Source organism: Candidatus Uabimicrobium amorphum (assembly GCF_009002475.1).
Lineage (GTDB): Bacteria > Planctomycetota > Uabimicrobiia > Uabimicrobiales > Uabimicrobiaceae > Uabimicrobium > Uabimicrobium amorphum.
In genome coordinates, this window is record NZ_AP019860.1 from 962065 (window position 1) to 988187 (window position 26123).

Here is a 26123-nt window from a genome sequence, read left to right on the forward strand (position 1 = left end):
CTTAATTCACGGTAAATACAATGCGTAAAAATGAAATTGATTTTATGTTGGAAAGAATTCTGCAAAGTTACGAAGATATTTCCGATATCATTTTTACTGTCGGTCGTCCTATGCAAGTTGTTACTTCTGGACTTCTCCAGCCCGTACAATTCGAAGATATTCCGATTGTAAATTTGACTCCTTTCCAAACAGAAGTGTTTTCTCTGAACCTTGTTCAAGGGAATAGTAATTTGATGCATCAACTTATTACTACGGGTTCCTGTGATTGTTCGTATCAACTGATGGACTACGAGAGATTTCGCGTAAATATTTTTTCGCAGCGCGGACAGTACTCTATCGTACTTCGTAAGCTAAGCTCTGTTATTCCGACTTTACAACAATTGAATTTGCCTACTATTTTGCAGCAGATTTCTTCTGAAAAAAATGGTCTAGTCCTTGTAACTGGTGCTACGGGAAGTGGGAAATCGAGTACGCTTGCCGCAATGATTGACGAAATCAATACCAATCAGCAAGTTCACGTAATTACTTTAGAAGACCCCATCGAGTTTGATCATAAACACAAGCTGTCGACGATTAACCAACGAGAGTTGGGACTCGATTTTTACTCGTTTCCTCAAGGACTACGCGCAGCTTTACGCCAAACTCCCAAAGTGATTCTTGTGGGAGAGATGCGCGACAGGGAGACTTTCGAAATTGTTCTTTCCGCCGCAGAAACTGGGCACCTTGTTTTCAGTACGGTGCATACTAACGATACCGGGCAGACGATTTCACGTATTAGTGCTATGTTTCCCAAAAATGACCAGTCACTTATTCGCAACCGTTTGGCTGAAAGTTTACGTTGGGTGATTGGGCAGCGCCTTGTTCCACGAATACAAGGAGGAAGAATAGCGGCTCTTGAGATACTAAATAATAATGCGCGTATCAATGAAATTATCATGAATGGTGAAACGGAAGATAAAACTTTTTATGATGTTATTTCAAAAAGTCCTCAGTATGGAATGATCTCATTTGACCAATCTCTTGGTAGTTTATACGGACAAGGGATTATTGCTGAAAATACGGCAAGAACCTATTGTACTCGTCGCAGCGTGATTACGCGGGAAATAGATCGCGTCAACGCGGAAAAAGGGATTGTGGGGAGTTACAGAACGGCGGTTTCGCAACCCAAGCCAGCTCCCAAAACAAACGAAGTAAAAGCGCCACAACACCCGTCTACCCAAGCTCCTACAGCTAAACCACCATCTGCCTTTCCAAAAACGACGCAAAAGCCAACGATACCCAGTAGAGGAATCATTCCGCGACCGGAAATAAAAAAGAAACAAAATCCACAGGGTAATTCCTTTAATTTTAAAAATTTAAAAATGGACAAAGACGAGTAAATTGCAAAGTTTTTGGTTGAGTTAAAGTATGAAAGAGTAACTAAGTTAGAATCGTTTTTAAACCTACAGTGTAGTTTCAAAATATATGTATTCTATCTTGTTTACCAAAAGTAATAAGACGAGGAATAATATGGAAGTTGTTAAAAGTATTTTAAGCGATGAACAGCGCGGTTGCGATGGCCTAAAAGTGATGGTCATTGCTGAGGGAGACCTACAAGAGTTCCTGGTAAACCAGTTTCTTGACTTGAATTGTAAGGTTTACGTGGCAAAATCCGAAGAGGACGCCATTCAGAAGTTGCGGTTTCATTCTTTTCACATTGTTGTATTGCAAGAAAATTTATATTTACAAGCAATGCAAATCCTACAAAGTTTTTCGATGAACATTCGTCGTTATATGTTTTCTGTTTTTGTAGGTAGCCTTGTCGAAACTTTTAATACGATGCAAGCATATGTCTTGAGTTGTAACTTGGTTATCAATATACAAGACCTTCAAAGTTTCAAAGATTTATTGACCAATGCCGTAAATGAAAATAAAACGTTTTATCGAGCTTATAACTATACTTTAGAAAATCATTATCAAAAGGGGTAGAGCTATGCAAGATGAATACATTGGTGGAGATTTCAATTTTGAAGATTTCCACTATTTTTTATCCCATATGGAGAGAGAAGCAAAGCCCATCCCCGAAATTCTATACTCTGTCTACTCAGGTAAAGCGTTTACCAATTGTGTTTCCTGTGAATGTGATTTAGTGGAGTCTCTAACATTGTATCAGGTTCAAAAAGTATTTCGCAGAAAAAGGGTAATCTTTGAGTATGCGTTGTGTTTTCAATGCCAGCAAGGACTTGCAAAAGAGTACTCAAAAGAATCAACAGAGAAACTTCAAAATTTCTTTTTAGAAAACTACATAATGACGGAAGACATGCATGAATGTCATTTATGTCAATCCGAAAACGTTGAAAAAGAACACACCTTGTTGGCACTATGTTTAGGAAATAAACTACTGTTTTCTTCCACCATTTGTGGTACATGCACGGAAAAAATGCAAAGTTTGCTCTCGGAACAAACGCGCAAAACAATGGGAGATTTTATTCAAAAAAACTTTCCAGGTGTACCAGAAGAATTGACTCCAGCTCCAGTTTTGAAGATATAATGAGGATCACCAACAATGTCACAGCAAAGCGATATTAGCAAATTGCTAAAAAAAATGTATACAAATTCCGTCCACCTTGAAGAGTGGAGAGAAAATCCAAAAGAAACAACCGAAAAGTGGCAAATTACAGTTGACGAACAAAATCTAGATACAATTAAAACGGTCGTTGACCATATTAGCACTAATTTAGAACAAGTGCAGGAAGTACGCTATGTCAACCAATATACTGTAAAAAAAATTAGTGATATGACACGTCATGGAGTTTTTTCTTACTACATGATGATGGCACTGCATATCGTTACTTTTATCGTTGGTATTGTGGTTTTTTGTTTTGGTATATATGCCTTCTTCCAGGGTCATGCCATACTAGGCTGTTTTTTATCTTTCTTGAGTGCGATTCCTGTGGGCTATTTTTTACTCACAAAACCATTACAAGAACTCAATGCCAATATCGGTAACCTTGTGCAAATGCAAGTAGCCCTAGGGGCATGGTTTAACGAAATGACCTACTGGCAAGTATATGCAAAAGAGCCAGATCTTGAAGAACGACAAATGGTTGCTCAGACAATGCGCGATGCAACGAAGTGGGCGGTTATGCTCATTGAAGATTACACCTCTCATCGAAGTGAAAAACGTGCTTCCGGAAAATCATATGCAGAAGTTATTGACAAAATTCGTGGTCTTGCCGAAAAATGGAAAAGCGATAAGAGTAGCCAAGATCGTCTTCTTTTAGAGAAAAAAGAACCTAAAAACAGTACAACCGCAGAAAAAAAATCAAGTTCTGATGAGTCACCGCGCGAAGAAAAAGCAGAGACTGAAGACTCCAAAAAAGAAGATACCACACCAAAAGATGAGGAAAAAGAAAATAGCTCTAACGAAGAAGAAAAGAAAGAACAAACTAAAGATGAAGCTGCAGAAGATGTAGACAAAAAAGAAAAAGGCAATCATGACGAAAAGAGAAAGAGCAAAAAAGATTAGGGTTATACTCGAAGACTTGTATCCCGAGACACCCGTTCCTCTGGATCACAAAGATTCATTTACACTACTCATCGCCGTACTATTGTCTGCACAATGTACGGATGTTCGTGTGAATCAAATTACACCCAAGTTGTTTGCCAAAGCAGATACACCACATAAGATGATAAAGCTACGCTACAAACAAATTGAAAATATTATTCGCCCATGTGGATTAGCACCTCGAAAAGCGAAAGCTATTCGCGACCTTTCTCAAATATTGATTGATAAATATGATGCACAAGTACCTCCAGATATAGATGCCTTGGAGGAATTACCAGGAGTGGGTCATAAAACAGCATCTGTTGTTATGAGCCAGGCATTTAACGTGCCCGCATTTCCGGTGGATACTCATATCCACCGTTGCGCCGAACGTTGGAAACTGTCTAGTGGGAAATCAGTTGTACAAACAGAAAGAGATCTAAAAAAAATATATGCAAAAAAATATTGGCAAAAACTGCACTTGCAAATTATTTTTTTCGGCCGTGAGTATTGCAAAGCTAGAGGACATGAAGCAGAAAAGTGCCCCATTTGCTCTTGGATTTGATTTTATAGAAAGAGATTAAACATGACAACACCATTTCAATTACTTGGTTTCGACCATGTACGTTTTATTGTTGGCAATGCTAAACAAGCTGCTCATTATTACCAAAGTATTTTTGGTTTTGAGCAAGTGGCTTATGAAGGTTTAGAAACTGGTAGTCGTGATCAGGTCACATACGTTATGAAACAAAATGATATTTACTTTTTGTTGACTTCCCCTCTTCATGCTCAGAGCGAACTTAACGAGCACATCCGTTTACACGGAGATGGAGTACAAGATGTTGCTTATACTGTTGACGATGCAAAGAAAGCATGGGAAGTGACCACATCGCGTGGTGCCACTTCTATAAGAGAGCCTCAAGTAATTGAAGACGAAAACGGCTCTATTGTGATGGCATCGATAAAAAGTTATGGCGATGTCATTCATACTTTTGTCGAACGCAAGAACTACAAGGGATTTTTACCCGGTTATAAAAAAAGCAATTCCACCGCAAAAGTCAATCCTACAGGGCTGAATTTTATTGACCATATTGTGGGAAATCAGCCAGATGGTGACATGGAAAAAATTGTCAGTTGGTACGAAAAAATATTTGACTTCCATCGGTTTTGGACAGCCGACGACAAAGATATTTCGACCGAATTTACTTCTTTGCGTTCTATTGTTGTGGCAAGTGAGAATCACAAAGTGAAAATGCCGATCAACGAACCTGCAGAAGGAATTAAGAAGTCACAAATTCAAGAATTTGTCGAATTCTACTCTGGAGCAGGTGTACAACACATTGCGTTTGCTACAGACGATATTATTACCACTGTAAAAAAGCTACGTGAGAACGGCCTTGATTGTTTACCGACACCCAAGACATATTACGAAAATTTAGAGGAACGTGTCGGAAAAATAGACGAAGATATGGAAGTGATCTCTGACCTAGGCATTTTAATTGATCGCGATGAGCAAGGGTATTTATTGCAAATATTTACGCGTCCCATTCAAGATCGACCAACTCTTTTCTTTGAAATCATTCAAAGAAAAGGAGCGGAAAGTTTCGGCAAAGGAAACTTCAAAGCTTTATTTCAGTCTATCGAGCGCGAACAAGCCCGTCGCGGTACTCTGTAGAAGGGAATCATAATGCAAAAACCACTTTGGACACCGAGTGCTGAGCGCGTTAAAAACTCTAATATGCAAAAGTTTATAGACGTATTGCGCCAAGACGGCACGGAAGTCGGTACTTATGAAAATCTCCATCAATGGTCCATTGAACATTTGGGCAAATTTTGGGAAAAAGTGTGGGATTTTGTAGAAATTAGAGCAAGTAAACCTTTTGAAAGCGCTTTAGTACAAGGTGAGAAAATGCGCGATACAAAATGGTTTACTGGTGCCAAACTCAATTTCGCCGAAAATCTACTTCGCTACCGCGATGACCGTATTGCTATTGTATTCCGAGGCGAAGATCAGGTGCAGCGTTCGATTTCTTATAAGGACTTGTATGCATCTGTAGCGAAGTTAGCCACGGCTCTTAAAGACCAAGGTGTTCAAAGCGGTGACCGCGTTGCTGGATTCATGCCAAATATGTTGGAGACTGTTGTGGCGATGTTGGCCACCACAAGTCTTGGAGCCGTGTGGTCGTCTTGTTCTCCTGATTTTGGGATGAAAGGTGTTCTTGACCGATTTGGTCAAATACAACCCAAAGTATTGTTTACGGCAAACGGCTACTATTACAATGGTAAGCAAAATGACTCTTTACAAAGAGTACAACAAGTCGTCGAAAAGTTACCTTCTATTGAAAAAGTCGTTGTGATCAACTATTTGCCCGACAACAAAGAGATTTCGCATATCAATAATAGCGTTCACTATGAAGATTTTGTTGACAATAGTGCCGAAGAACTTGAGTTTGTACAGGTCCCTTTTGATCACCCACTATACATTATGTATTCCTCTGGAACAACAGGCTTACCAAAGTGTATGGTTCAAAGTGTGGGAGGGATACTTATTAACCACCTCAAGGAACTCGTTCTTCATGTAGATGTAAAACGCGAAGATGTCATTTTTTACTACACCACTTGTGGGTGGATGATGTGGAATTGGCTGGTGAGTTCTCTGGCAACAGGGGCTACGGTTCTTCTCTACGATGGCTCTCCCTTTTTTCCCGAAGGAGATAGCTTGTGGAAAATGGCGGAAAAAGAGCGTATCACTATTTTTGGAACGAGCGCGCGTTATTTGACGGCATTGCAGCAAAAAGTTATACATCCCAAAGAGTCGGCAAACTTAAGTGAATTAAAAGCTATTTTGTCCACAGGCTCACCACTTCCCGAAGAGAGTTTTTATTTTGTACATAAACATATCAAAGAAGATGTACATCTCGCCTCCATTTCTGGTGGTACGGATCTCAACGGATGTTTTGTTGGCGGAAATCCCCTTTCGGCTGTTTTTCCAGGAGAAATTCAAGGGAAATGTTTGGGAATGGACGTCGTTGCTTATGATAGCGAGGGAAATGAAGTTACCGAGCAGAAGGGCGAGTTGGTGTGTCGTTCTCCTTTTCCGTCGATGCCCATCTACTTTTGGAATGATGAAGATGGTTCGCGCTACACCAAAGCATACTTTGCCGTATACGAAGATACATGGCGACACGGTGACTATATAGAAATTACACAAAGTAACGGAGTTATTATTTATGGTCGTTCCGACGCCACTTTAAACCCTGGAGGAGTACGTATTGGTACAGCGGAAATCTATCGCCAAGTAGAAGCGCTTGAGGAAATCGAAGATAGCGTAGTTGTCGGTCAGGAGTGGCAAAATGATACACGCGTTGTATTGTTTGTTAAGATGGTAGAAGGCAAAGTACTCGACGAAACTCTGTGTAATAGTATAAAGAATACCATTCGCCAAAATGCTTCGATTCGCCACGTACCAGCAAAGATTATCGCTGTAGATGATATTCCCTATACAATTAGTATGAAAAAAGTGGAAATTGCGGTTCGTGAAATTATTCATGGACGACCAGTGTACAACCAAGACGCGCTAAAAAATCCCGAATCACTGGAACTTTACAAAAATATTTCTGAATTACAAGAATAAGGATATAAATTTATGGTGAATTTGCTTCAATCTTCGCCAGACGAGTTTGTTCAATTTTTAAAAAGTAACGGCATTAAACGTTTTTACTTCATCCACAATGAAAATGAGTGTCGCGCTTCTCATCCCGAGCTACAGCCTCTTTGCGATTTTTTTAACAGTGACAAGCGAGACTATGAACAACACGAAGGCATTTTTTTCGAATTATTAGAAGAATATGATATTCTCCAAGGAGCTTTCGTCCACAGAACTTGTCGTGGCCAGGGGGCAGGAGGAACGAGATTTTGGAGTTATGATACCACCGAAGATTTTTTAAGAGACGGTCTTCGCTTATCCAAGGGCATGACGCATAAAAATGCTTTGGCCGGTTTGTGGTGGGGAGGCGGTAAAGGGGTGATTGTTGACAACCCTAAAATCGATAAACGCGATGCAGGAGTAAGAGAAAAAATATTTCAATCTTATGGAAAGTTCATCACATCGTTAAATGGTTGTTATATTACCGCAGAGGACGTTGGAACTACCCCTACGGACATCGGAAATATTTTTACCAAGACGCGATTTGTCACCTGTATTCCACCTGGTGTTGGAGGAAGTGGTAACCCTTCTTCAGCAACGGCAAAAGGTGTGTTATGTGGTATGGAAGCCGCCGCTGAATTTCGTTTTAAAGAGAGTTTAGAAGGAAAAACCGTCGTTGTTCAAGGTATGGGGCATGTCGGAATAGAGCTTATACGTCTTTTATTCGAGAAAAAAGTGGCGAAGGTCATTGGTAGTGATATTTTTCCGGAGTCGATAGAGCGCGCACAGCAGCAATTTGCAGGGCACAACTTGGAGACGATTCTCTCATCGAAAAATGACAATTCGCTTTTGGCAACAGAATGCGATATCTTTGCTCCGTGTGCTACAGGCGGAATTCTCTGCCCAGAAACAATTGAAAAATTAAATACAAAGATTGTTTGCGGGGCGGCGAACAACCAGTTGGAAGATGCCACGCGCGATGATAAATTGCTGTTTGAGCGAAAAATCTACTATGTTCCCGACTTTTTGGTAAATCGTATGGGAATTGTGAATTGCTCCAATGAACAGTATGGATACATCAATGAAGATCCTTTTTCTAAGCGACACCTCGACAAAAATTGGGATCAATCTGTGTACAACATGACTCTCAAAACTTTAAAGTTAGCCGAAGAAAATGGAACTCCTCCTGGTCAGACTGCCGTAGAATTAGCCACCGAGTTTTCTTTTGAGCAACATCCTATTTTTGGGCATCGTGGTCAACAAATTATAGATTCTCTTGTCAAAAATGAATGGCATAGAAAAGGTGAGTAAAATGAGCGAAAACATATTGGATGTCGTCATTATCGGTTCTGGGTGTGCGGGACATACTGCGGCCATTTATGCTGCGAGAGCAAATTTGAATCCTTTGGTTTTTGAAGGTCACGAACCCGGTGGACAGCTAAGTTTGACAAGTTCCGTAGAGAACTACCCAGGATTTCCGGAAGGAATCAACGGTTTTGAGTTGATGGATCGCATGAAGAAACAGGCAAGTAGTTTTGGCGCGAAGTACGTGATGGAGGTTATCAAAGAAGTTGACCTGCAACAGCGTCCTTTTAAAATTAGCGCAGAAGGTGGTGAATATCTAGCACAGACATTGATCATTGCTTCCGGAGCAAGAGCCAAGCTTCTCGATATTCCCGGCGAAAAAGAATTTTTTGGCAAAACTGTCTCCACATGTGCGACATGTGACGGTGCTCTTTATCGAGACAAAACTGTCATCGTTGTTGGCGGAGGTGATACGGCAATGGAAGACGCGACTTTTCTAACGCGCTTTGCCAAAGAAGTGCACTTAGTGCACCGCCGCGATAAATTTCGCGCTTCGAAGATAATGCAAGACCGCGCTCTGAATAATCCTAAAATAACCGTGCACTGGAACAGTGCGGTTACGGAAATTTGCGGTGAGGGAAACAATGTGAGTCATGTGAGGTTGGCGAAACATCCCAAGGGAAGTCCTGCTCAGAAGTTACAAGAACATGATGGTAATGCTGAAAGTGCTGGCGTTACTATTGATGAATTTAAATGCGACGGAGTATTTATCGCCATTGGTCACATTCCGAATATTGAATTTCTACATGGAAAACTAGCGACGAATAATGATGGCTACATTGTCCCGTCGCACAACGACGCAAACTGTGCCTCTTGCGATGTGGAAACCGCCATCCCCGGGGTTTTTGCCGCAGGAGATGTCGTTGACTGGCAATTCCAACAAGCGGTTACCGCTGCAGGTATGGGATGCAAGGCCGCAATGGCCGCGGAGGAATTTCTTTCCCACCAAACACCGGAAAGTTAGTAGTTTGGAACATTGAAACTCAGCTAATCCTGAAGTATAGGAAATCGCTAGCATGCCCTCCCGCCGGCTAATCGCCGGCTGCCCTCCCACAGGAGGGCTTACGTAGTGCACTTCAAGAGAGAAAAAACGACACGTTGATGCGTTACAAATCCCATGTTTGTTTGACTCGAACCAAAGTTGCGTTTTTTCAACACTTTTTGAACTACGTCAACTCCCCCAGTGGGGGCTGACAAGGGTAGGTTTTTGTTAAATACAGATAAATAAAAGAGATAAAAGCTTTTACACTAAAAAATCTCAAGGTTGTCATCCCTGGCTTGACCAGGGCCCCAGGCGCTTTCAAGTCGAATTTATATTGCTGGTTTCCTGCTTTCGCAGGAATGACCCCCCTGGGAAAATTTAGTTTGAAGCAATATCTGTTTTTAACTACAAGTACTTTTTATCAAATGTTTTACAAAAAACCTACCCCTAACACCCCAGTGGGGGAGTAATCGGCGAAGCCGATTGTGGGGGCACCAAATACTAGAAAATCTCTGCTTAGAAAACATCCACCGATTTTAAATATACCTATAAAAAATACAAACTATTTGTACGGTTTTTGTACTATTTGTATTGACTTATGTAGCGAATTTTTTTTAAGATATAGGTATAACTAAATTTAGGTAATTACCTTAAGGAGAAAAATATGGAGTTGGGAGCTTTTTCCGTAAGTTTGAGTGTCAAGGATATCAACGTTTCCAAAGAGTTTTATGAAAAATTGGGTTTTGCGATGGTCGGAGGAGATGTTGCGCAAAATTGGGCGATCATGCGCAATGGAGACCACACCATTGGATTATTCCAAGGGATGTTTGAAAAAAATGCGATGACTTTTAATCCTGGATGGGACAAGACCTGTAACAAACTTGATTCATTCGCAGACGTTCGCGAGCTACAAAAGAAGTTTAAGGCCGCGGGAGTTGAGATCAAAGATGAAGTGGATGAGAGTACGAGTGGTCCGGGCAACTTTAGTGTTGTTGATCCCGACGGTAATCCGATACTATTTGATCAGCATGTGTAGGTAGTTTCAAACGTTCCCGATTTGGTACGTGTTTTGTTAAATCGGGAACGCATTGAGTTATTTTTGCAAATAACGATTGCTAAAAACTTGCTCGATATCGATATTTTCTTTTTTTAACATTTTTGCTGCATGCATTTGTTGCAGCAACGCCTGCCAACGTTCTTTTTCCATCACCCCCAATGTCTCGCGCTTTTCTAAACCCGAGAAGACCAATGGTTGCAATTGTTCCACACCGTATTGTAAGATTTCCATACTCATTTCGCGGTTTATGGAATGAATATATTCATTGGTTTTTTGTGGTGACTGCAAGTATTTCAACCATCCTTTGCGACTGGCGATCGCCATTTTTTTTACAACAGCACTATTTTTTTGTGCGTATTGTTGTGAGGTTACCAAAATGCTGGTGTAAGGGTTGAAACCTAGAGCATCGGCAACCAATATATTTTTTACTTCAACACCTTTGCTTTTGGCAATAAAAGGTTCGCTAAATATATACGCTTGTTGCGCGCTATTTTTGTCGCGCAAGAAAGAGGTTATGTTTCCGGTGTAGGGAACTATTTTTACTCCGGTGAGCGGTAATTTGTACTTCACGTAATGCGAAAAAGAAGCAGAGGCTGACATGATGAGTGTCATATCACGGATGTCTTCCAACTTTTGTATACGGGAACTTTTGTGTAGCATAATAGAGCGTGGACTTTTGCGAATGGGAGCCATGACCGCGACAATTTGTGCTTCTTGGGAACGCGCGAGAAGTACGCGATCCGCATTTGAGATACCAAATGCGGCATTGCCACGCGCTACTTGTTGTAAAACAGGTGTTCCTGGTCCCCCAGGAACAATATTTACATCAAGACCTTCTTTTTTGTAGTATCCAGACAATAGAGCGGTATAGAACCCACCATGCTCTGCTTCGGGGAACCAATTTAGATACAAATCTACTTTGGTAAGATTGTTTTGTTGTTGTTTTTCACAGCCACAAGTTGCCAGGAAAAACAGCACTAGTAACCAATATATTTTACTCATATTTTATCTTTAGTCATATTGCTCTTCGACAATGCGTTTTCTTTCCTCAAATAATTCTTCGATTTTATTGGTAATTTCTTCGTAATTTTTTTTGATTTGACGCAACTGATCTCCATAAGCATCATCGATACTTGGAGGTGTTGGCCCCACAGGGTTACCATTATTGTCGTTTTCTTCACGCAATTGCTCTAGTTGTGTGTAACGCTTTTTTAAATTGGAATGTGCTTTCGCCGCATCCTCGATAGCGTTTTGTAAATTGACTATTTTTTTGCGTTCTTCTTTTAATGCTGTTTCTTGTCTTGATATGCGTTCGTATCTCTCTTCACTTGAGGAACAACCAAGAAAAGATGCGATGAATACACATATAAAAAATGTCTTGAAACTATACATATTTGTACTCTTTTCTACTAAAACATTTTGCTGTTATTTTACAGTAAAACAGATTGACTCTTTCCTTTAAAATATATTATATGTTCCACTTTGCATCAATACAAATAATTTTGATCGCCCATTTCGTGATGTTAGCGAGAAATTTTCATTGACGCTAAAGTTCAATTTTGCTACACTTCGTAGCTTCAAGAGGTCTAAAAACCTCGCTTCTCATTTGATATACCTACTCGAAGTTTATTTTCTAAGACATAATAGAAAGGGCTTCTTTATGAAGTTCTACCCAAAAAATATTGTGCTTTTGATTGCGATGTTATTGTTTATGTTTAGTGTCGCTATAAACGCACAAAATGACGAAAATGATCAGGTTGACGATCAAACGAAAAAAGAGCAACCTGAAAATGATGAAAACAACCCTCCTCAAAATGGGGATGCTGAAAAAGCAGAAGACGACGCCGATGCAGAAGACGACGCCAATGCAGAAGACGACGCCGAAGAAAAGCCTCAGGAAGAGAAGTGGTTGGACAATTTAGCTTCAGATAACGAAAAAGAAGTTGCTGAAGCGCTTGATAAACTAAGTACCGATCTTTCAGCAACAATAGATGTTGTTACCAAAGGTCTTAGTCACAGCAACCCTATAGTTCGAGGTCACTGTGCTGACATACTTTCCAAGGCTACGGATCACAAAGAAAAAGTGACCAAAAGTTTTGTAAATGCTCTAAAGAGCGAAGATGATGTCAAAGTTATCAAGAAAATGATGGGTGCTTTAGTTGCATGGCAAGCCGCAGAGGAAGAGCTTGTAAAACTTTTAGAACACGAAATTCCTGCTGTGCGTATGGAAGCCGTGAACTCTCTCGTCGCACTAAAAAAAGAACAGGCCCTAGACACATTATTTTCTGCATTAAAGACCGAGAGTTACCCTGATGTCAAAGCAGCTATTTATGAAAAGTTTTGCACCCAAGGAGATGATAAACAACTTGCGGAATTACTGTTAGAATTGGCAAAACTGGATTTTTCACAGGAAAAAGACGAAGTTTTAGAGCAAGTTGTTGCATGCGCCACAAAACACAAAAAACAAATCGGAACAGATATCCTAATGCGCGTTGCTCAAAATGCAACGAGTAATTCAGTGCGTGTAAAAGCCGTAGAAAATGTTTTACCGCTTATCGATCGCGAAAATATTGGAGTTTTAGTTTCTCTTCTTTGGGATGAAGATGTCAATGTTCGCCAAAAAGCTTTTGGTAAACTATCACAGACAACGGGAAAAACCTTTGGATACAACGCCAAAGCAGACTTAACGTCTCGTGTACCGAGCATTGGCGAATGGCAAAAGTGGAAACAAATAGATGAATTGGTCTATTGGTTAGACGCAGCAGAAGCAGATGAAGCAGAAGAAGCATATAACAAAATACTAGAGTATGGAATATCAAGCACCACAACGTTGATCGAAAATTACGACAATGCCAGCGCGTCTGGTAAAGAACGCATTATTAACTTGTTGGGAAATTACCCGACTCCGCAAGCCCTCGTTACAATTGCAAAAGGACTAGGGAGCGACAATGCCGCTATTAAAAAAGCTAGTACCGTAAACACTTTCCGAGCATGGAAGAAACTACAGGACCCAAAAATTCTCGTGCCGTTGCAAAATGTATTTGATGCTGCACAAGAAAAAGACCTGTCATTAGCATTTAATCTTGCACAAGCTAACTACAAAAATGCCACTGAATTTGTACAAGCAACAATCAAAGATGGTAGCAGCGTAGAAAAAACTCTTGAGTACGTCACACCAGCTTTCTATGGTGAATTAGCCAACCATATTTCGCAAAAAAATGCGATAGCAAAAAAAGTTGTGACACATCTACTACAAGAAAAAAATCCACAAGCATGGAGTGTACTTTCCAAAAACTTTTCTCATCTCGAATCTGCAGACAAAATAACCTTGCTACATGATTTGCAAGAAGTTCCTAGTGAATATGCGAACTTGGGAGCAGCGTTTAGTGCAGAAAAAGATAGTGATGTTGTTGTGGCTTTTTGTAACAACCTACCAGTATCTGAGTTAGAGAAATCTGTCGACGGTGCGATGAAAAAGTACGCGGAAGCAGATGCTAAAGCGAAAACCGCATTACTTGGCGCGATTGCAAAAGTGAATAACGATGCCACCAAGAGCTTTTTTGAAAAACTTTCTACAGCAGAAGGTGACATGCAAATTGCTGCTGTTGAGAATTACTTAAATCTCTTGGGAGACAAGAAAGACTCGTACATTGCTGAACGTTTGAAAAAAGAGACAAACGCGGCAGTGCGTTTAAAACTTCATGGTGCTACCACCTATACAAAAGAAGATTATGACAAATTGCAACAAGCGTTGGATGCAGAAAAAGACACCGCAGTGAAAAAACTTCTTGTGGAACGTCTGCACTCTCTGGATGCGAAAAAAAGCCAGGAATTGTTAGTTGCACTAGTCACAAACGGTAAAGACAGTGAATTGCAAAAGCTCGCTCTTAGCAAGCTAGACACAAAAGACAATACTTTGGCAGACAAACTTGTTGAAGTATATTCGAAAACACAAGATGCGTCTTTGCAAAATGCTATTCTTTCGACTTTGAGTGATGTAAAACCGCAAAAGGCTGCCGAATTTGCTAAGGCAAGTTTGGAAAAAAGTGTAAATGTTGCTGTATTTTCCGTTTTAGTAAAAACAGATGCTGCCGCAGCGAAAAAACATTTTGCGAATGTCATGGAAAACAGCACTACGGAACAAAAAGTAGAGATTATCAAAAACAGTGGTGCCATCATGGGCAAAGAACACGTTGCGACCCTTCTGCCTTTCATCATTAACGACGAGTCACAAGAATTATTTGACGCCACACAAAGCGCCCTTAAGTCGATTATGGGTAGCGAAGAAGTCAAAGCGGAAGAAATATCAGCGTGGAATCAAAAATACCAAGCGGTGGTAAAAAATCTGAATACTGTGCTAACTTCTGACAAAGAAGACGATATTGCCGCGGCAAAAAAAGCACTGGCAGAACACAAGACAATTGCCACAAACGAAATTGTAAGTCATCATGCCACTAATGCAAAAGCAATTGGGGTTTTAAGTGGTTGGCAAACACCTGAAACAACAAACTTTTTCAATGGATTGACCCAAAGTGGTGATGCCAAACTACGCAAAGCAGCCTATGAATTTCTAGCAGGCGACGCCAATTTTGCAAAAGAAGCAGCGACACTTTATCTGTTCGAGTTAGACCTAGATGCGAAGTTGACACTACTCAATGTATTGTTAAAAGCATACCCAGAGGTTTACCAAGATAAACTAGCAGAGTTTGTAAAAAGCGCGAAAAATAACGACGTAGTTTTTTCCCTTTTGAACAAATATGCTGACAGTAACATTATTGCTGCTTTATTGCCAAGCGCAGACGAGAAGTTGCAAAAAACTCTGCTATCTCTCGTGGAAAAAAATGTAAACAATGAAAATTTACGTACCACAGCGAAGCAGATTGTTGACGGAAATGAAGAAACAGCAAAACCATTTCTAGCAGCTTTGAAAGGCTACAGCGCTCTTAGCGACGAAGCGCGAACTTCACGTAAAAGTTTTGTTACATGGTGGTTAGAATACAAGAAGGAATTGGTTAAGCAAGAAAAAGTATATACTGTACTTGAAAACTTAGCTTCCTCTGATATTCTAGAACGAAAAAATGCAGCGAAAGAACTTTCCTCTTTAGAAATAAAAGATAAGGCACTCGAAAAATACCTAGACGATGCACAAGTTTCCTCGCAAGGTAAAATTGGTTTGTTGTCTTTCCTCGCCGCATCACCAACCGAAGAACAAATCAGTTTGTTTTCTCGCTTCTTAGATGACGAAAACAAATCACTACAATTGATCGCTGTGAACGCGATCGCGAAAATCGGTTATGACAAAGCGCCAAATGTGATTACCAATCTAGCTAAAAATGATGATGCAAAGATTAGATTTGCCGCCATTCAAGCCATTGGTAAAAGCAGCAAAGACGCCGCAGATCTACTGCGCAATAACCTTGGTGATGTTGACTTCCGCGTTCGCGAAGAAGCTTACTATTGGTTACTACAACGCAAAGAAGCTTCGAAAGAAACTTCTCTCGAAATGTTTGCTGAAAATCAACCGCTTAATATCCAAAATATGGCCGTTGATCACCTAAAATCACTTGGCGAAAACTCGATCATTCCTAAGCTAATTGCGCACTTGAACAACCCTTTTCCTGAAATGCGTGCCAATGCATACAGTGCACTTGTCTCACTTTCTGGTGAAAACATTGCATTCGATGCGGAAGCAGAAGAAAGAAAAGAGTCAATTGCCGCATGGAATTCATGGTGGGTGAAGCACAAGCAAGAAGAAGAATTGCAAGGTTTAGTTGCAAGCCTGAGTGATCCACAAGCGAATATTGACGAAGTGAAAAAGCGCATTATTAGTTTTGGAGCTGCGGCAGCAAGCCTACTCAAAGAAGAGCTAAACTCTCCTATGGGTGTTGTTCGCAAATACGCTGTTGAGACCTTAGGTGAAATGAAGCGCCGCGATATGTCTATCGAAATCGCAAGATTGCTATCTGATTCCGATATCAATGTGCGCATGGCAGCGAAAAAAGCTGTTGAATCACTAAGCGGAGCGGAGATAAAAGATCTAGTTGTTGACGCAAAAAGCGAAAGCGAATGGCAAAGTAATGTTGCAAAAGTAAACACTTGGTGGACTGCTGAACAAGCAAAACTACAAGTAAAACATCAAGAAGCGCAACAGGCGACAAAGAAAAAAGTAGATGAACTTCTTTCTAGTCTAAGTGACGAAAAAGCAGATGGCGAAAAAGTTGCGAAAGATGTTGCCAAACTAGGTTCTAGCGCTATCGAGTTTGTGGAAAAACAATTGGCAAACGACAACGCTAAAGTTGTAGTTGGTGCTATAGAAGCACTTGTGGCATTAGATGCGAAGCAGTCGGTAGAACAAATTATTTTACTCCTGCAAAAAGAAGCAACGCGTAAAGCCGCAGAAAAGGCACTGAAAAAGCTCATCGGTGAACTACCTATGGAATCCGTTGAAGCTGTACAACGACAAGAACAAGTCAAAAACTTGCAAGCTTGGTGGCAGACAAAGAGCGAAGAGCTCAAAAACGATGCCATGAGTAAAATCGACGAAATTACTACTGCTTTAGAGGCAGATGGTAAAATCGAAGATGCGGCGAAAAAGCTTGCGGCATTAAACGACCACACTGTGATTGTTGACTATCTGGCGGACAAGCGTCTTGCCGTGAAGCAGGCAATTGTTTCTGCCTTAATTGAGATCAACAGTAAAGATAGTGTTGCGGCCTTACAGCCATATCTATCGGGAACAGAAGATGCAGAGAGAACTCTCATTATCAATGCAGTTCGCGCCATTACTGGTGAAGCTTTTGCTCCTCAAGCTCCTAAAGATGAAAAAGAGTGGGACCAAGTCAATACCCAAGTAGAAAAATGGGCAAAAGACTGGGCGATCAAGAAGCAAGAAGCTTTGAGAAATGTGGAAGAACAGTTGAAGAAAGCTGTTGCGGACAACAAGGTTGATGAAACTGTGAAAGAACTAAGCTCTTTAGGCAAAGAAGCAGCGAATAGTGCCAAAGCTCTGCTAAATTCTAAAGAGGAAAAAGAGCAACTTGCGGCTCTAAGTTTAAGTGCAGCGGTGAAATCAACAACAAATGTTGCCGCGATCATTGATCTTGCAAATCACCAAAGTGAAAAAGTACGCGATGCCGCGACAAAAGCACTTATTGCTATCAGTGGCAGTGAATTACCTGAACGTCCTGATCAGGAAAAAGTTTGGGGTATTCAAATTGCGAAGCTACAAAACTTCTGGAAAGAAAAGCAAGAACAAAGTATTGACAGCGATGCTTTGACAAGTACGCTAAAAGAAGTTGCAGGTGACATGACCGATGATGATGCCAAGGCAGCTTTGAATAAATATGGACACAGTGTTGTGAGTGCAATTTCACCACTACTAGTTGACAAGGTCGACAGTGTGCGTCTTGGTGCTGTAAAAGCAATGGGACTCATTGGTGATTTCAACCAAGGAATTGCGATTGCAGCGACACTAAGTGATAGCCACCTAAAGGTTCGTAAACATTCTTACGATCTTCTAAGTAAATGGGCTGGTAGTAAACCTGAAGTTGCTTTTTCTCCTGTAGATGAAGATAAGTGGCAAGAAAAAGTGGACACATGGTTTGCAAAGTGGAAAGAACAAGAACAGAAATCTCAAGTAGAAAATATCACAAAAAATCTACAAAAAGATGCTGAAAAAGTCAAAACTTTGCAGAATATCTGGACCCAAGAGCAAGTAGAGCATACACGTAAAATCGTCGAGTATCTAAAGAGCCCCATCAAAGAAGTTCGCGATCAAGCCGCCGACATTCTAAACGACGGACCAGCATCCGAAGCTTCGAAAAATGAAGACGTTCAATACGATGATGAGGCGCGATCACAAGAAGACATTGATGCCAACTACAACGAGTATGTGGACTGGTTAAGCAATGCCGAAAAGAATCTCGAGACTTTACAAAGTGAAGTGCAAACTCTTCTCGATGACTTAGATAAGCAAAAAGAAGAATTGCAAGGTGGTATCAACACTCTTGACGATTACGAAGACGTACGCGACATTATTGGGGAAATGGCTGACAAAACCAACCCGAAAGTGTTGAAAAAATACGCCGAATTGTTGGAAAAATACGGTTGCGATGTTTCTAAATTTGATCCTTATGCCGGTGAAGAAGCGCGAAGTGATCAACTATACAATATCGAAACCTCAATATATTCACTGCGTCAAAAACTAGAAGAGCAAGCCGATACAAGTGATGAAGTTGAAGAGAGCATCGAGGACAAACTAGATGTTAAACAATCAAATACTTTAGAAGACTTGGATAAAATCGCGGCACTTGTTTCTGCACTAGAAAAAAATATCGATTATCAATTGCGTAGTGAAATTGCCAATACTTTACAACGTGCAACAGGTAACCTACAAGGTTATGACGCTTCTGCTAACAAGAAAGAGCGCGATGAAGCATTGCAAAGTTGGAAAGAGTGGTTAACACAACAAAAGAAATCGATTGAAGATCAACAAAAAGCGCAAAGTGAAAAAATCGCTGCGGCAGTGAAATCTTTGGAAGAGAAAAAGGATGTTGCTACGGATGAAGACGTAAAAACCGCAGAACTTTTGATCGCTGCACTTAGTGGTTCTGATCGCGAAAAGGCCTTAGGTGCTCTAAAGGCAGCCAACGGTGACAAAGAAGCGGAAGACTGGAGTAAGTGGTTGGCGGAAAAGAAAAAGTCGTTGCAACAAAGTCAAAATGTGCAACAAGCTCTTTCCACTGTCAATGGCTTAACAAAAGTAGCGAGTAGTGCCTCGGAAGCTATGGCGATTGGCGTTCTCGTAAATAGTTTACAGGACGAAAAATGGCGCGCTGAGGCGTACAAAGCTCTTGAAGCTTACACCAATAAGTATGCACAGACTCAGGTTCGTGAAGGTTTTGGTTATGACGCGAAGGCCCCAATCGACAAGTTAGAAAAACCAATCGCCGATTGGAAAAAGTGGTATACAAAAAATGTTGGTTCTATTGTGAGAGATCAAGAACAACAAACAAGCAGTGTACTACAACTAGGCAAGACGCTTCTAAATAACAACTTTGCAAATTCTCGTGGTTTGTATGCTGCGAAAAAATTGGTGGAATCTTTACGTAGTGACTCTGTCAATGTTCGCGAAGCTGCAATTACAGCTCTTGAAGGCTACACAAAAACCAATTATGGTTACGATGTGAATGTGAACCCACAAGAGCAGAACGAAGCTTTGCGCTTATGGGACGCATGGCTTGCGCATAACAAGTCAAACTTATTGGAAGAGGTATACGGGGATTATTTAGAAACCGGTATATCGAGTCGCGTAGCGCGGAGACGCGCTTTAGAGATGATCACCATCTTGAAAGCAAAAAATCCAATTGCGGAACTGAGTAATGTTGCGATTTCATGGTTGCGTCGCGAGACCGGCAAAGATTTGACCTGGAGTGACAATGCCGAAGAGCGCAGCAAAACACTGAGCGAGATTGATGCGTGGTTCAAACTACAAGAACCTATTTATCGCATTGACAGCATTGCAAGTGATTTAAAAGGTGGAGTGACAACCCCACTTGACTTGCAAAACGTAAAGCTACTTGTGTCTTATCTGGACTCTGCAGAGGAAAGTACCAGAGCAAAAGCAATATCCGAGTTGAACAAACTCGCGAATAATGTCTTTGACTGGGATCCGAAAGCAGATAAAGAAAAACGCGATTTGGCAAAGAAAGATATCGATGCGTGGTTGGCAGAACAAAACGCGGTTGTGCCACTTCGTGATAAAGCGGCTGTTTTGAAGAGTAAAGAAGATGTGACCAGAGATAATGTCAAAGATTTAGTCGACGCTCTTGGTAGCTCTTATAGCTCTGCACGTAAAATAGCTGCCGATGCTTTGAGTCCATATTTCCCAGAATCTGTAGACTATGATCCAGATGCTAGCGAAGAAAAACGCGAAAACGCATTAGGTGAAATCAGAGACTGGTTCGAAGAACTCGAATAATTGTTTTGAGTTTACAAAAGCGCAACTGCGGTTGCGCTTTTTTTTTATACCACAGTGGAGAAAATATGCAAAAGTATATCGTTCTAGTGTTTTTTGTATTGAGCTCTATGTTGGTGGCACAAAAAGCACAAATAAATACCCACGATGTCGGTGACAATATCCATATGCTAACAGGTCCTGGTGGAAATATTGCCGTTTCTATTGGAAAAGACGGAGTCTTTATCATCGACGATTTATACGCAAGGCACTACAAGGAAGTCACCGCTGCGATCACTAAACTGACTGACCAAAAAGTGCGTTTTGTGATCAACACACATTGGCACGCCGATCACTCCGAAGGAAACGAGTTATTTGTGGTAAATCACAACAGTACGGTACTAGCCCACGACAATGTTCGTAAAACTATGGCCGAACCACAGATGATAAAATATTTTAAAAGCCTCCGCCCCGCATCTCCTGAAAAAGCATTACCTGTGATTACCTACTCGAAAACCATGACCCTGCATTTCAATGGACAAGACGTTGTACTTATACACGTTCCTAATGCGCATACCGATGGAGACTCGATTGTTTTTTTTCAACAAGCAAACGTCATTCACATGGGAGATACCTTTTTTAAAGGTCGTTACCCGTTTATAGACCAAGACCACGGCGGCTCGATACGTGGGATCATAGAAGCGGCAAATAAAGTTTTGCAAATAGCGACAGATAAGACCAAAATTATTCCAGGGCACGGTAGTATTTCCAGCACCAAGGAACTAACGGACTATCGCAATATGCTCATGGAAGTAGAAAAAAGAGTGCAAAAGCTAGTCGACGATAAACTAACTCTGAAGGAAATCATAGCAAAAGACCCTCTAAAAGACTTAAATCCCGTTTGGGGACAAGGATTTATGAAATCAGAACTTTTCCTGACCATCTTATTTGATGATCTAAGCGAAAAATAGAAAGAGAGGTACGTATGCGTTTCTTGTTATTTTTATGCACCTTGACCTTAGTGATGGCGGACGGAAGTGGCCTAAAGTCGCGAAATGTGGAAGTGCGCGCTAGGGCAATTGCCTCCATAGGTTCACTGCACACCAAAGAAAATTTTATCATTCTCTATCAACATTATCAGAAAATGAATACCATTGAGAAAATTGCGTACATGAAAGTACTCGGACGATGGCGAGGGGAACAACGCGACAAAGCAATGGGAATCATTGGCAATACCTTACTATCGCGAAGAGAATCGCGACAAGTAAAGATTGAAGCCACAAATTCACTAGCGGTAATGGCAAGAGACGATGACAGTACCGAAGACACGAAAGCACAAAAAAGAGTCAAGAAAATCGTCAATGTGCTAAAAAAAGGACTACGCTCTACGCGCGACTCGTATCAAGTTCGCGAAAGCATTGTGCAGGCCTTTGCCACCATCGGCAACGCAGATCACATCAAAGCCGTTTCCGCAGCACTCACTGACAAGTACCAAAGCGTGCGCATACGCGCCATTCAAACATTTCAAGCCTTGAACGCCACCGATCATGTCAAATTACTTATCAAAGGTTGTGCGCGCGAAAAATACGCAGGCGTACAAAGGGAATATGTAGAAGCCATCTATAAACTCGACCGCGAAAAAGGGTTTCCTCTATTTATAAAAATTCTCAACAACCGCAAAAATGACAACGCGTTACGCATACGCCTTATTGAGATCGTTGCCAGCTACAGCGCTGTAGAATATGATGCTTTACACGGCAAGGCAGTAAAAGCGCTAGTAAAAGCCTACCCCAACGAAACCGACATGTCGACAAAAAGAGCCGTAATCCGCGCCCTGGGAAATTTTGACATCAGCCAGGCAAGTATACGCCGCATTTATGAAATGACACAAAGAGAAAGAGACGAACTCAAGGAACTAGGTAAAGAGTACCTAGATTATTGAAAACACCATGATTCTGTGAATGCATAAAAAATAATCAACCTATCGCGCAGTGCGTTGTAGGGGCGACTTTATAAAAGTTTTTGTTCTGGTGTGCGATGCCCCCACATCGCTGCGTGGGAGCAATCGCTCCCACAGGGGGAGCCTAACACATCTGATGCGTGCAGGAAAAGACGACGTTGGTGTGCGAGCCTTGTGGAAGTTTATGTTTGGAGATAAAGCTATGAGAAAAACAATACGTTGGTTATTGATCGCTTTGTTTATGCTCGTATCTATATTCTTAGTGGTTGTCACGGCATGCTATTTCAAACTACGTAGTGATACCATGAAGCGTTTTGGTAAAGACTATGAAATATGCGTATATTCTTTTCCGCATTGTTACGGTGTTGTTAACAGTAGCAATGTAAACTTCTATGGAACATTTATGAAATGGAATTTTTTAACTCTCGAAGTTTCCACCTCCGCGTATGTTGATGAACATGAAATACAAGTCATTCTGAGCAATTGCAAAAAATTCAAAGCCATTCAAATGATATTTATCGATCAACTTCAATCAAAGACAAAAAAACTTGACTGTTTACCTCCTGACATAAAGTACCTACAAAATCTAGAATACTTAAATATTTTAGGAACTCTAATCGAAGAGATACCAAAAGAAATTGGGATGCTAAAAAAACTCAAACGCATGGTTGTCGGTCATAATGAAGTTTTGCGTAGCATACCCAAAGAAATGGGCGATTTGTCAAATCTTACAACCCTACACCTACATAACAATAAAATAACTCAAGTACCAAAAGAAATGGGCAATTTGTCAAATCTTATAACTCTAAATATGGGATACAACAAAATAGCAAAACTACCGAAAGAAATAGGGAACCTTTCAAAGCTTAAAGTGCTTTTTTTAGAAGGGAACCCAATCAGTCAACAACACCAAGATGAACTGTCATTGTGGTTGCCGAAGAGCACGCTGCGTTTTGATGGTTTACACAACAAGTAGACGTTTTGTAAAAGTTTTTGTTTTGGTGTGCGAAGCACCGATGTGGGGGCATCGCACACCAAAACAAAAAATTTTCGTCAAACCCAAACCCATCACCACAATAACGACAAACAAGTAAGGCCACCGTCCATTTTGCGAAATTCGCTCATGTCTAGTTCTATCACATCGCGCCCAGACAATTGCGCTTTTGTTAACGGAAAGTCCTTGGGCATAATAACCGTGTTGTTAATCCATAGGCAATTCGCCGCGTAAGTTTCACTATCTGTGACAACGATCTTGTCGTACTTAGAAAACGCCGGTGAGTTGGCGAATTCTTGCGTCATCACTAAAATACCTTCGCCGATATAGGTCACACCCGTTTTCAAATGCAGTTGTGTCGGGACAGGTACCATTTCCCAAGTGTAGCCTTGCTTACGTAGAATATCCCCAAGCTGTTTTGCGCCCTCTTCGTTTGTGCGGCGCGAAATTCCGATGAAAAAGTGATTGTCTATACGCATTACATCGCCGCCTTCTATCGTACCGCTGTCGATCACTTCAATGCGTTTGTGTTGCGAAAGTTGCTCACGAATGCTTTGTTCCTCTCCTTGCCGGGATTTGGCGCCCAGGCGCGTTATGATCGCCAAATTCTCGGTGACAACGGCGGTGTCTTCCACAAATGGCGCGTCGGGGTAGTCTTGGTGTGCTTCTAGTATTTGCACGTCGATGTTACATTTCCGCAAAGCCTCGCAGTAAGTTTGATGTTGTTGCAGCACAAGACTTTGTTGTGGGGCGCCTAACTGCGCTTCTGTTTGTCCGCTGTGGAAATTTTCCCCGGGTTTGCGGGTAAGGGCATATTTGTACATGGAATTTAATCGCCGCCTTTGAGTAAAAACTTATTGGATATTGCCTTGCACGATAGACGTCCACCTAGAATTTCACTTTGTGTTTCTTGCCGTGGACGAACGACAATTCCTTCGCGTTCGTTTTTGGTATTTGCGTATTTTCCTTCGGCCATTTTTAACAACGATTCTGCGGTAACGGTTTCGTCGAAATGAAAATGGCTTTCTAAAATGGGAACCGTTGGTAAATCTATGCGTTTGCAGAATTCGATAAAGTCATCAAATGCCAAATACTCTTGTTTATCTATGTCCCACACATTGAACACAAAAAAGCTTAGTTCTGAGAGTTCTAGTCGGTTTTTTTGTACACGAGGTCCACAAATTTCTCCTTGGATGGCAAAATTCCCCTGTGATTTTAGTTTTTCTTCTAAGGTGTACTTTTCGGCTATTTGCGAGTAGTAGTCGTTTTCTGCCGAAATATTGGGGTTTAACGGTTCGCCTAGTGCGTAATTGCGTGAACACACATGGAATTCTCCGTCTTTTAAACTGTATGTAGCAGAGCACCCATCTAACTTAATCGCAATGTAGCAGTCCTTACCAACAAACTCTTCTATTAGTTGTGGTTGTGACTGAATGCGTATTTCATCGGTTTTACGCACGTAGTAAGGAAATGGCAAAAGTTTACGGCTTTGTTGACCTCTTTGCGGTGGTTCGTATTTTTTGACACCAATCACCTCTGTTAAATCCTGACCAACGTGTAGGTTCGCGGTGTCTACATCAAACTCGTTGAGAATGTCCGTTGGCATTGCCAAACCTTGCGAAATCACGCCGCGTAGTTTTACGGTGCGCAAACGTAAAGCCGAAGGTTTTTCGGAACGTTTGATGAATTGGAACATCGGTAAATCTGGTAATAAACTGTCGATTTCGAAGTACACGCATAGGTCACCCTTTTGGAATTCACCCTTTTTGGCGACCAATGTCCAACCGAGAACTTGAATTTGCTCAATTTTATCAGCTTTTTCAATAGGGCTGATGTCGACTACTTGCTGTACGCTACATAATTTTCGCATTTTTTTCTCACAATAAGAAAAGAGAATATTTTATGTCAAGGTTCTAGCTAACATATACTTGTACCAGCTCGTCGGTGTTTGACAATTTTTTTGTAGGACAATGAATAAATTTACTTCTACGCCGTATTAAATCAATGCCGCAAACATGAATTAACAATGTTAATTGGTGCGGTTTTTGCAATGAGTATGTTCTATGTTTTACGCGTTGATCGCCAATGAAAATAATAAATACAATTCAGGAGATAACCATGTTACAAGTCAAAGATATTATGCAAACAGAGATTGTAGTTGTGAATGCACATATGACACTACGCGAGTTGAGTAACATTTTTGCAAATTACCATCTAACTGGTTTAATTGTTGTAGATGCAAACGAAAGGCTTGCGGGAGTTGTTTCGCTACGAGACTTGATCGAGTACAGTCAGAAGTGTGTAGATATCTATTGTGAAGAAGCAAATATCGATAAAAATTTCTTTTACCACGATCTGTCGCAAAAGGAAATATTTAATTTAGATATTGAGTTCAAAGAAAATACGACCGTTGGGCAAATTATGACGCCGATGATGGTATGCGTTGATGAAGAGGAATCGGTCACTAAAGCAGCAAAAATTATGTTGGACGCAGCGGTTCACCGTTTATTGGTAACAAAAAATGATAACGTTGTTGGTATTGTTTCGGCAATGGATATGGTGGGGATTGTCGCTAGAGAAGAAGTGTCGTAACAATGAGCAATTTTGCGATTTACGTCTTGTAAAATAAAGCCTTTGC

At 40.9% G+C, this 26123-nt stretch carries 19 protein-coding genes; 15 read left to right on the forward strand and 4 right to left on the reverse strand.

The annotated features are described in order from the left end of the window. Positions 1-20 precede the first annotated feature (20 nt). The 10 genes from UABAM_RS03305 (at position 21) to UABAM_RS03350 (ending at position 10555) form a co-directional block, all read left to right on the forward strand. Complete coding sequence (locus UABAM_RS03305; RefSeq protein WP_151966577.1) at positions 21-1379, forward strand: type IV pilus twitching motility protein PilT; 1359 nt, start codon at positions 21-23, stop codon at positions 1377-1379. A gap of 130 nt (positions 1380-1509) precedes the next feature. Next, positions 1510-1968, forward strand: a complete 459-nt coding sequence (locus UABAM_RS03310) for a hypothetical protein (protein WP_151966578.1) — start codon at positions 1510-1512, stop codon at positions 1966-1968. Between the two features lie 4 nt (positions 1969-1972). After that, positions 1973-2530, forward strand: coding sequence for a hypothetical protein (locus UABAM_RS03315; protein WP_151966579.1), 558 nt, complete (start codon positions 1973-1975; stop codon positions 2528-2530). Between the two features lie 15 nt (positions 2531-2545). Then, positions 2546-3508, forward strand: a complete 963-nt coding sequence (locus tag UABAM_RS03320; protein WP_151966580.1) for a hypothetical protein — start codon at positions 2546-2548, stop codon at positions 3506-3508. Beyond that, positions 3477-4091 carry an endonuclease III gene (gene nth / locus UABAM_RS03325; protein ID WP_151966581.1) on the forward strand — a complete coding sequence of 205 codons (615 nt, stop codon included), beginning with the start codon at positions 3477-3479 and terminating at the stop codon, positions 4089-4091. Before UABAM_RS03320 ends, nth begins: the two co-directional genes overlap by 32 nt. Positions 4092-4112: 21 nt before the next feature. Next, positions 4113-5201 carry a 4-hydroxyphenylpyruvate dioxygenase gene (hppD, locus tag UABAM_RS03330; protein WP_151966582.1) on the forward strand — a complete coding sequence of 363 codons (1089 nt, stop codon included), beginning with the start codon at positions 4113-4115 and terminating at the stop codon, positions 5199-5201. 12 nt (positions 5202-5213) lie between these two features. Beyond that, positions 5214-7160 (forward strand): acetoacetate--CoA ligase, encoded by a 1947-nt coding sequence (locus UABAM_RS03335; protein ID WP_151966583.1) that lies wholly within the window; start codon positions 5214-5216, stop codon positions 7158-7160. Between the two features lie 12 nt (positions 7161-7172). Beyond that, on the forward strand, positions 7173-8483 hold the full coding sequence (locus UABAM_RS03340; RefSeq protein WP_151966584.1) for a Glu/Leu/Phe/Val family dehydrogenase: 1311 nt from the start codon (positions 7173-7175) through the stop codon (positions 8481-8483). A 1-nt stretch (position 8484) separates the two neighbouring features. Then, positions 8485-9501 carry a thioredoxin-disulfide reductase gene (gene trxB, locus UABAM_RS03345; RefSeq protein WP_173013109.1) on the forward strand — a complete coding sequence of 339 codons (1017 nt, stop codon included), beginning with the start codon at positions 8485-8487 and terminating at the stop codon, positions 9499-9501. Positions 9502-10183: 682 nt separating this feature from the next. Next, the gene (locus tag UABAM_RS03350; protein WP_151966585.1) at positions 10184-10555 is read left to right on the forward strand and encodes a VOC family protein; all 372 of its coding nucleotides are present in this window, start codon (positions 10184-10186) and stop codon (positions 10553-10555) included. Positions 10556-10612: 57 nt separating this feature from the next. Here UABAM_RS03350 and UABAM_RS03355 read toward each other — a convergent pair whose 3' ends face one another. Beyond that, a complete protein-coding gene (locus UABAM_RS03355) occupies positions 10613-11578 on the reverse strand; it encodes an ABC transporter substrate-binding protein (RefSeq protein ID WP_151966586.1) in 966 nt (321 codons plus the stop codon). Between the two features lie 9 nt (positions 11579-11587). Then, complete coding sequence (locus UABAM_RS03360) at positions 11588-11968, reverse strand: hypothetical protein (RefSeq protein WP_151966587.1); 381 nt, start codon at positions 11966-11968, stop codon at positions 11588-11590. Positions 11969-12236: 268 nt separating this feature from the next. Here UABAM_RS03360 and UABAM_RS03365 point away from each other — a divergent pair, with 268 nt between their 5' ends. The 4 genes from UABAM_RS03365 to UABAM_RS03380 all read left to right on the forward strand — a co-directional run bounded on the left by UABAM_RS03365 (position 12237) and on the right by UABAM_RS03380 (position 23467). Beyond that, positions 12237-20555, forward strand: a complete 8319-nt coding sequence (locus UABAM_RS03365; RefSeq protein ID WP_151966588.1) for a HEAT repeat domain-containing protein — start codon at positions 12237-12239, stop codon at positions 20553-20555. A 65-nt stretch (positions 20556-20620) separates the two neighbouring features. Continuing rightward, entirely contained in the window at positions 20621-21502 is an 882-nt protein-coding gene (locus tag UABAM_RS03370) for an MBL fold metallo-hydrolase (RefSeq protein WP_151966589.1), read from the forward strand. A gap of 14 nt (positions 21503-21516) precedes the next feature. Continuing rightward, positions 21517-22473, forward strand: coding sequence for a HEAT repeat domain-containing protein (locus tag UABAM_RS03375; RefSeq protein ID WP_151966590.1), 957 nt, complete (start codon positions 21517-21519; stop codon positions 22471-22473). A 220-nt stretch (positions 22474-22693) separates the two neighbouring features. Then, positions 22694-23467 carry a leucine-rich repeat domain-containing protein gene (locus tag UABAM_RS03380; protein ID WP_173013110.1) on the forward strand — a complete coding sequence of 258 codons (774 nt, stop codon included), beginning with the start codon at positions 22694-22696 and terminating at the stop codon, positions 23465-23467. 92 nt (positions 23468-23559) lie between these two features. Here the strand turns inward: UABAM_RS03380 and UABAM_RS03385 are convergent, their stop codons facing one another. Together UABAM_RS03385 and UABAM_RS03390 are read right to left on the reverse strand one after the other, a co-directional pair. Then, on the reverse strand, positions 23560-24309 hold the full coding sequence (locus UABAM_RS03385) for a dimethylarginine dimethylaminohydrolase family protein (protein WP_151966592.1): 750 nt from the start codon (positions 24307-24309) through the stop codon (positions 23560-23562). Positions 24310-24314: 5 nt separating this feature from the next. Next, positions 24315-25355, reverse strand: coding sequence for an RNA ligase (ATP) (locus tag UABAM_RS03390; protein ID WP_151966593.1), 1041 nt, complete (start codon positions 25353-25355; stop codon positions 24315-24317). Positions 25356-25603: 248 nt separating this feature from the next. Between UABAM_RS03390 and UABAM_RS03395 the strand changes: the two genes are divergently transcribed. After that, positions 25604-26077: a CBS domain-containing protein gene (locus tag UABAM_RS03395; RefSeq protein ID WP_173013111.1), complete on the forward strand. Its 474-nt coding sequence runs from the start codon at positions 25604-25606 to the stop codon at positions 26075-26077. The last annotated feature ends 46 nt before the right edge of the window (positions 26078-26123 follow it).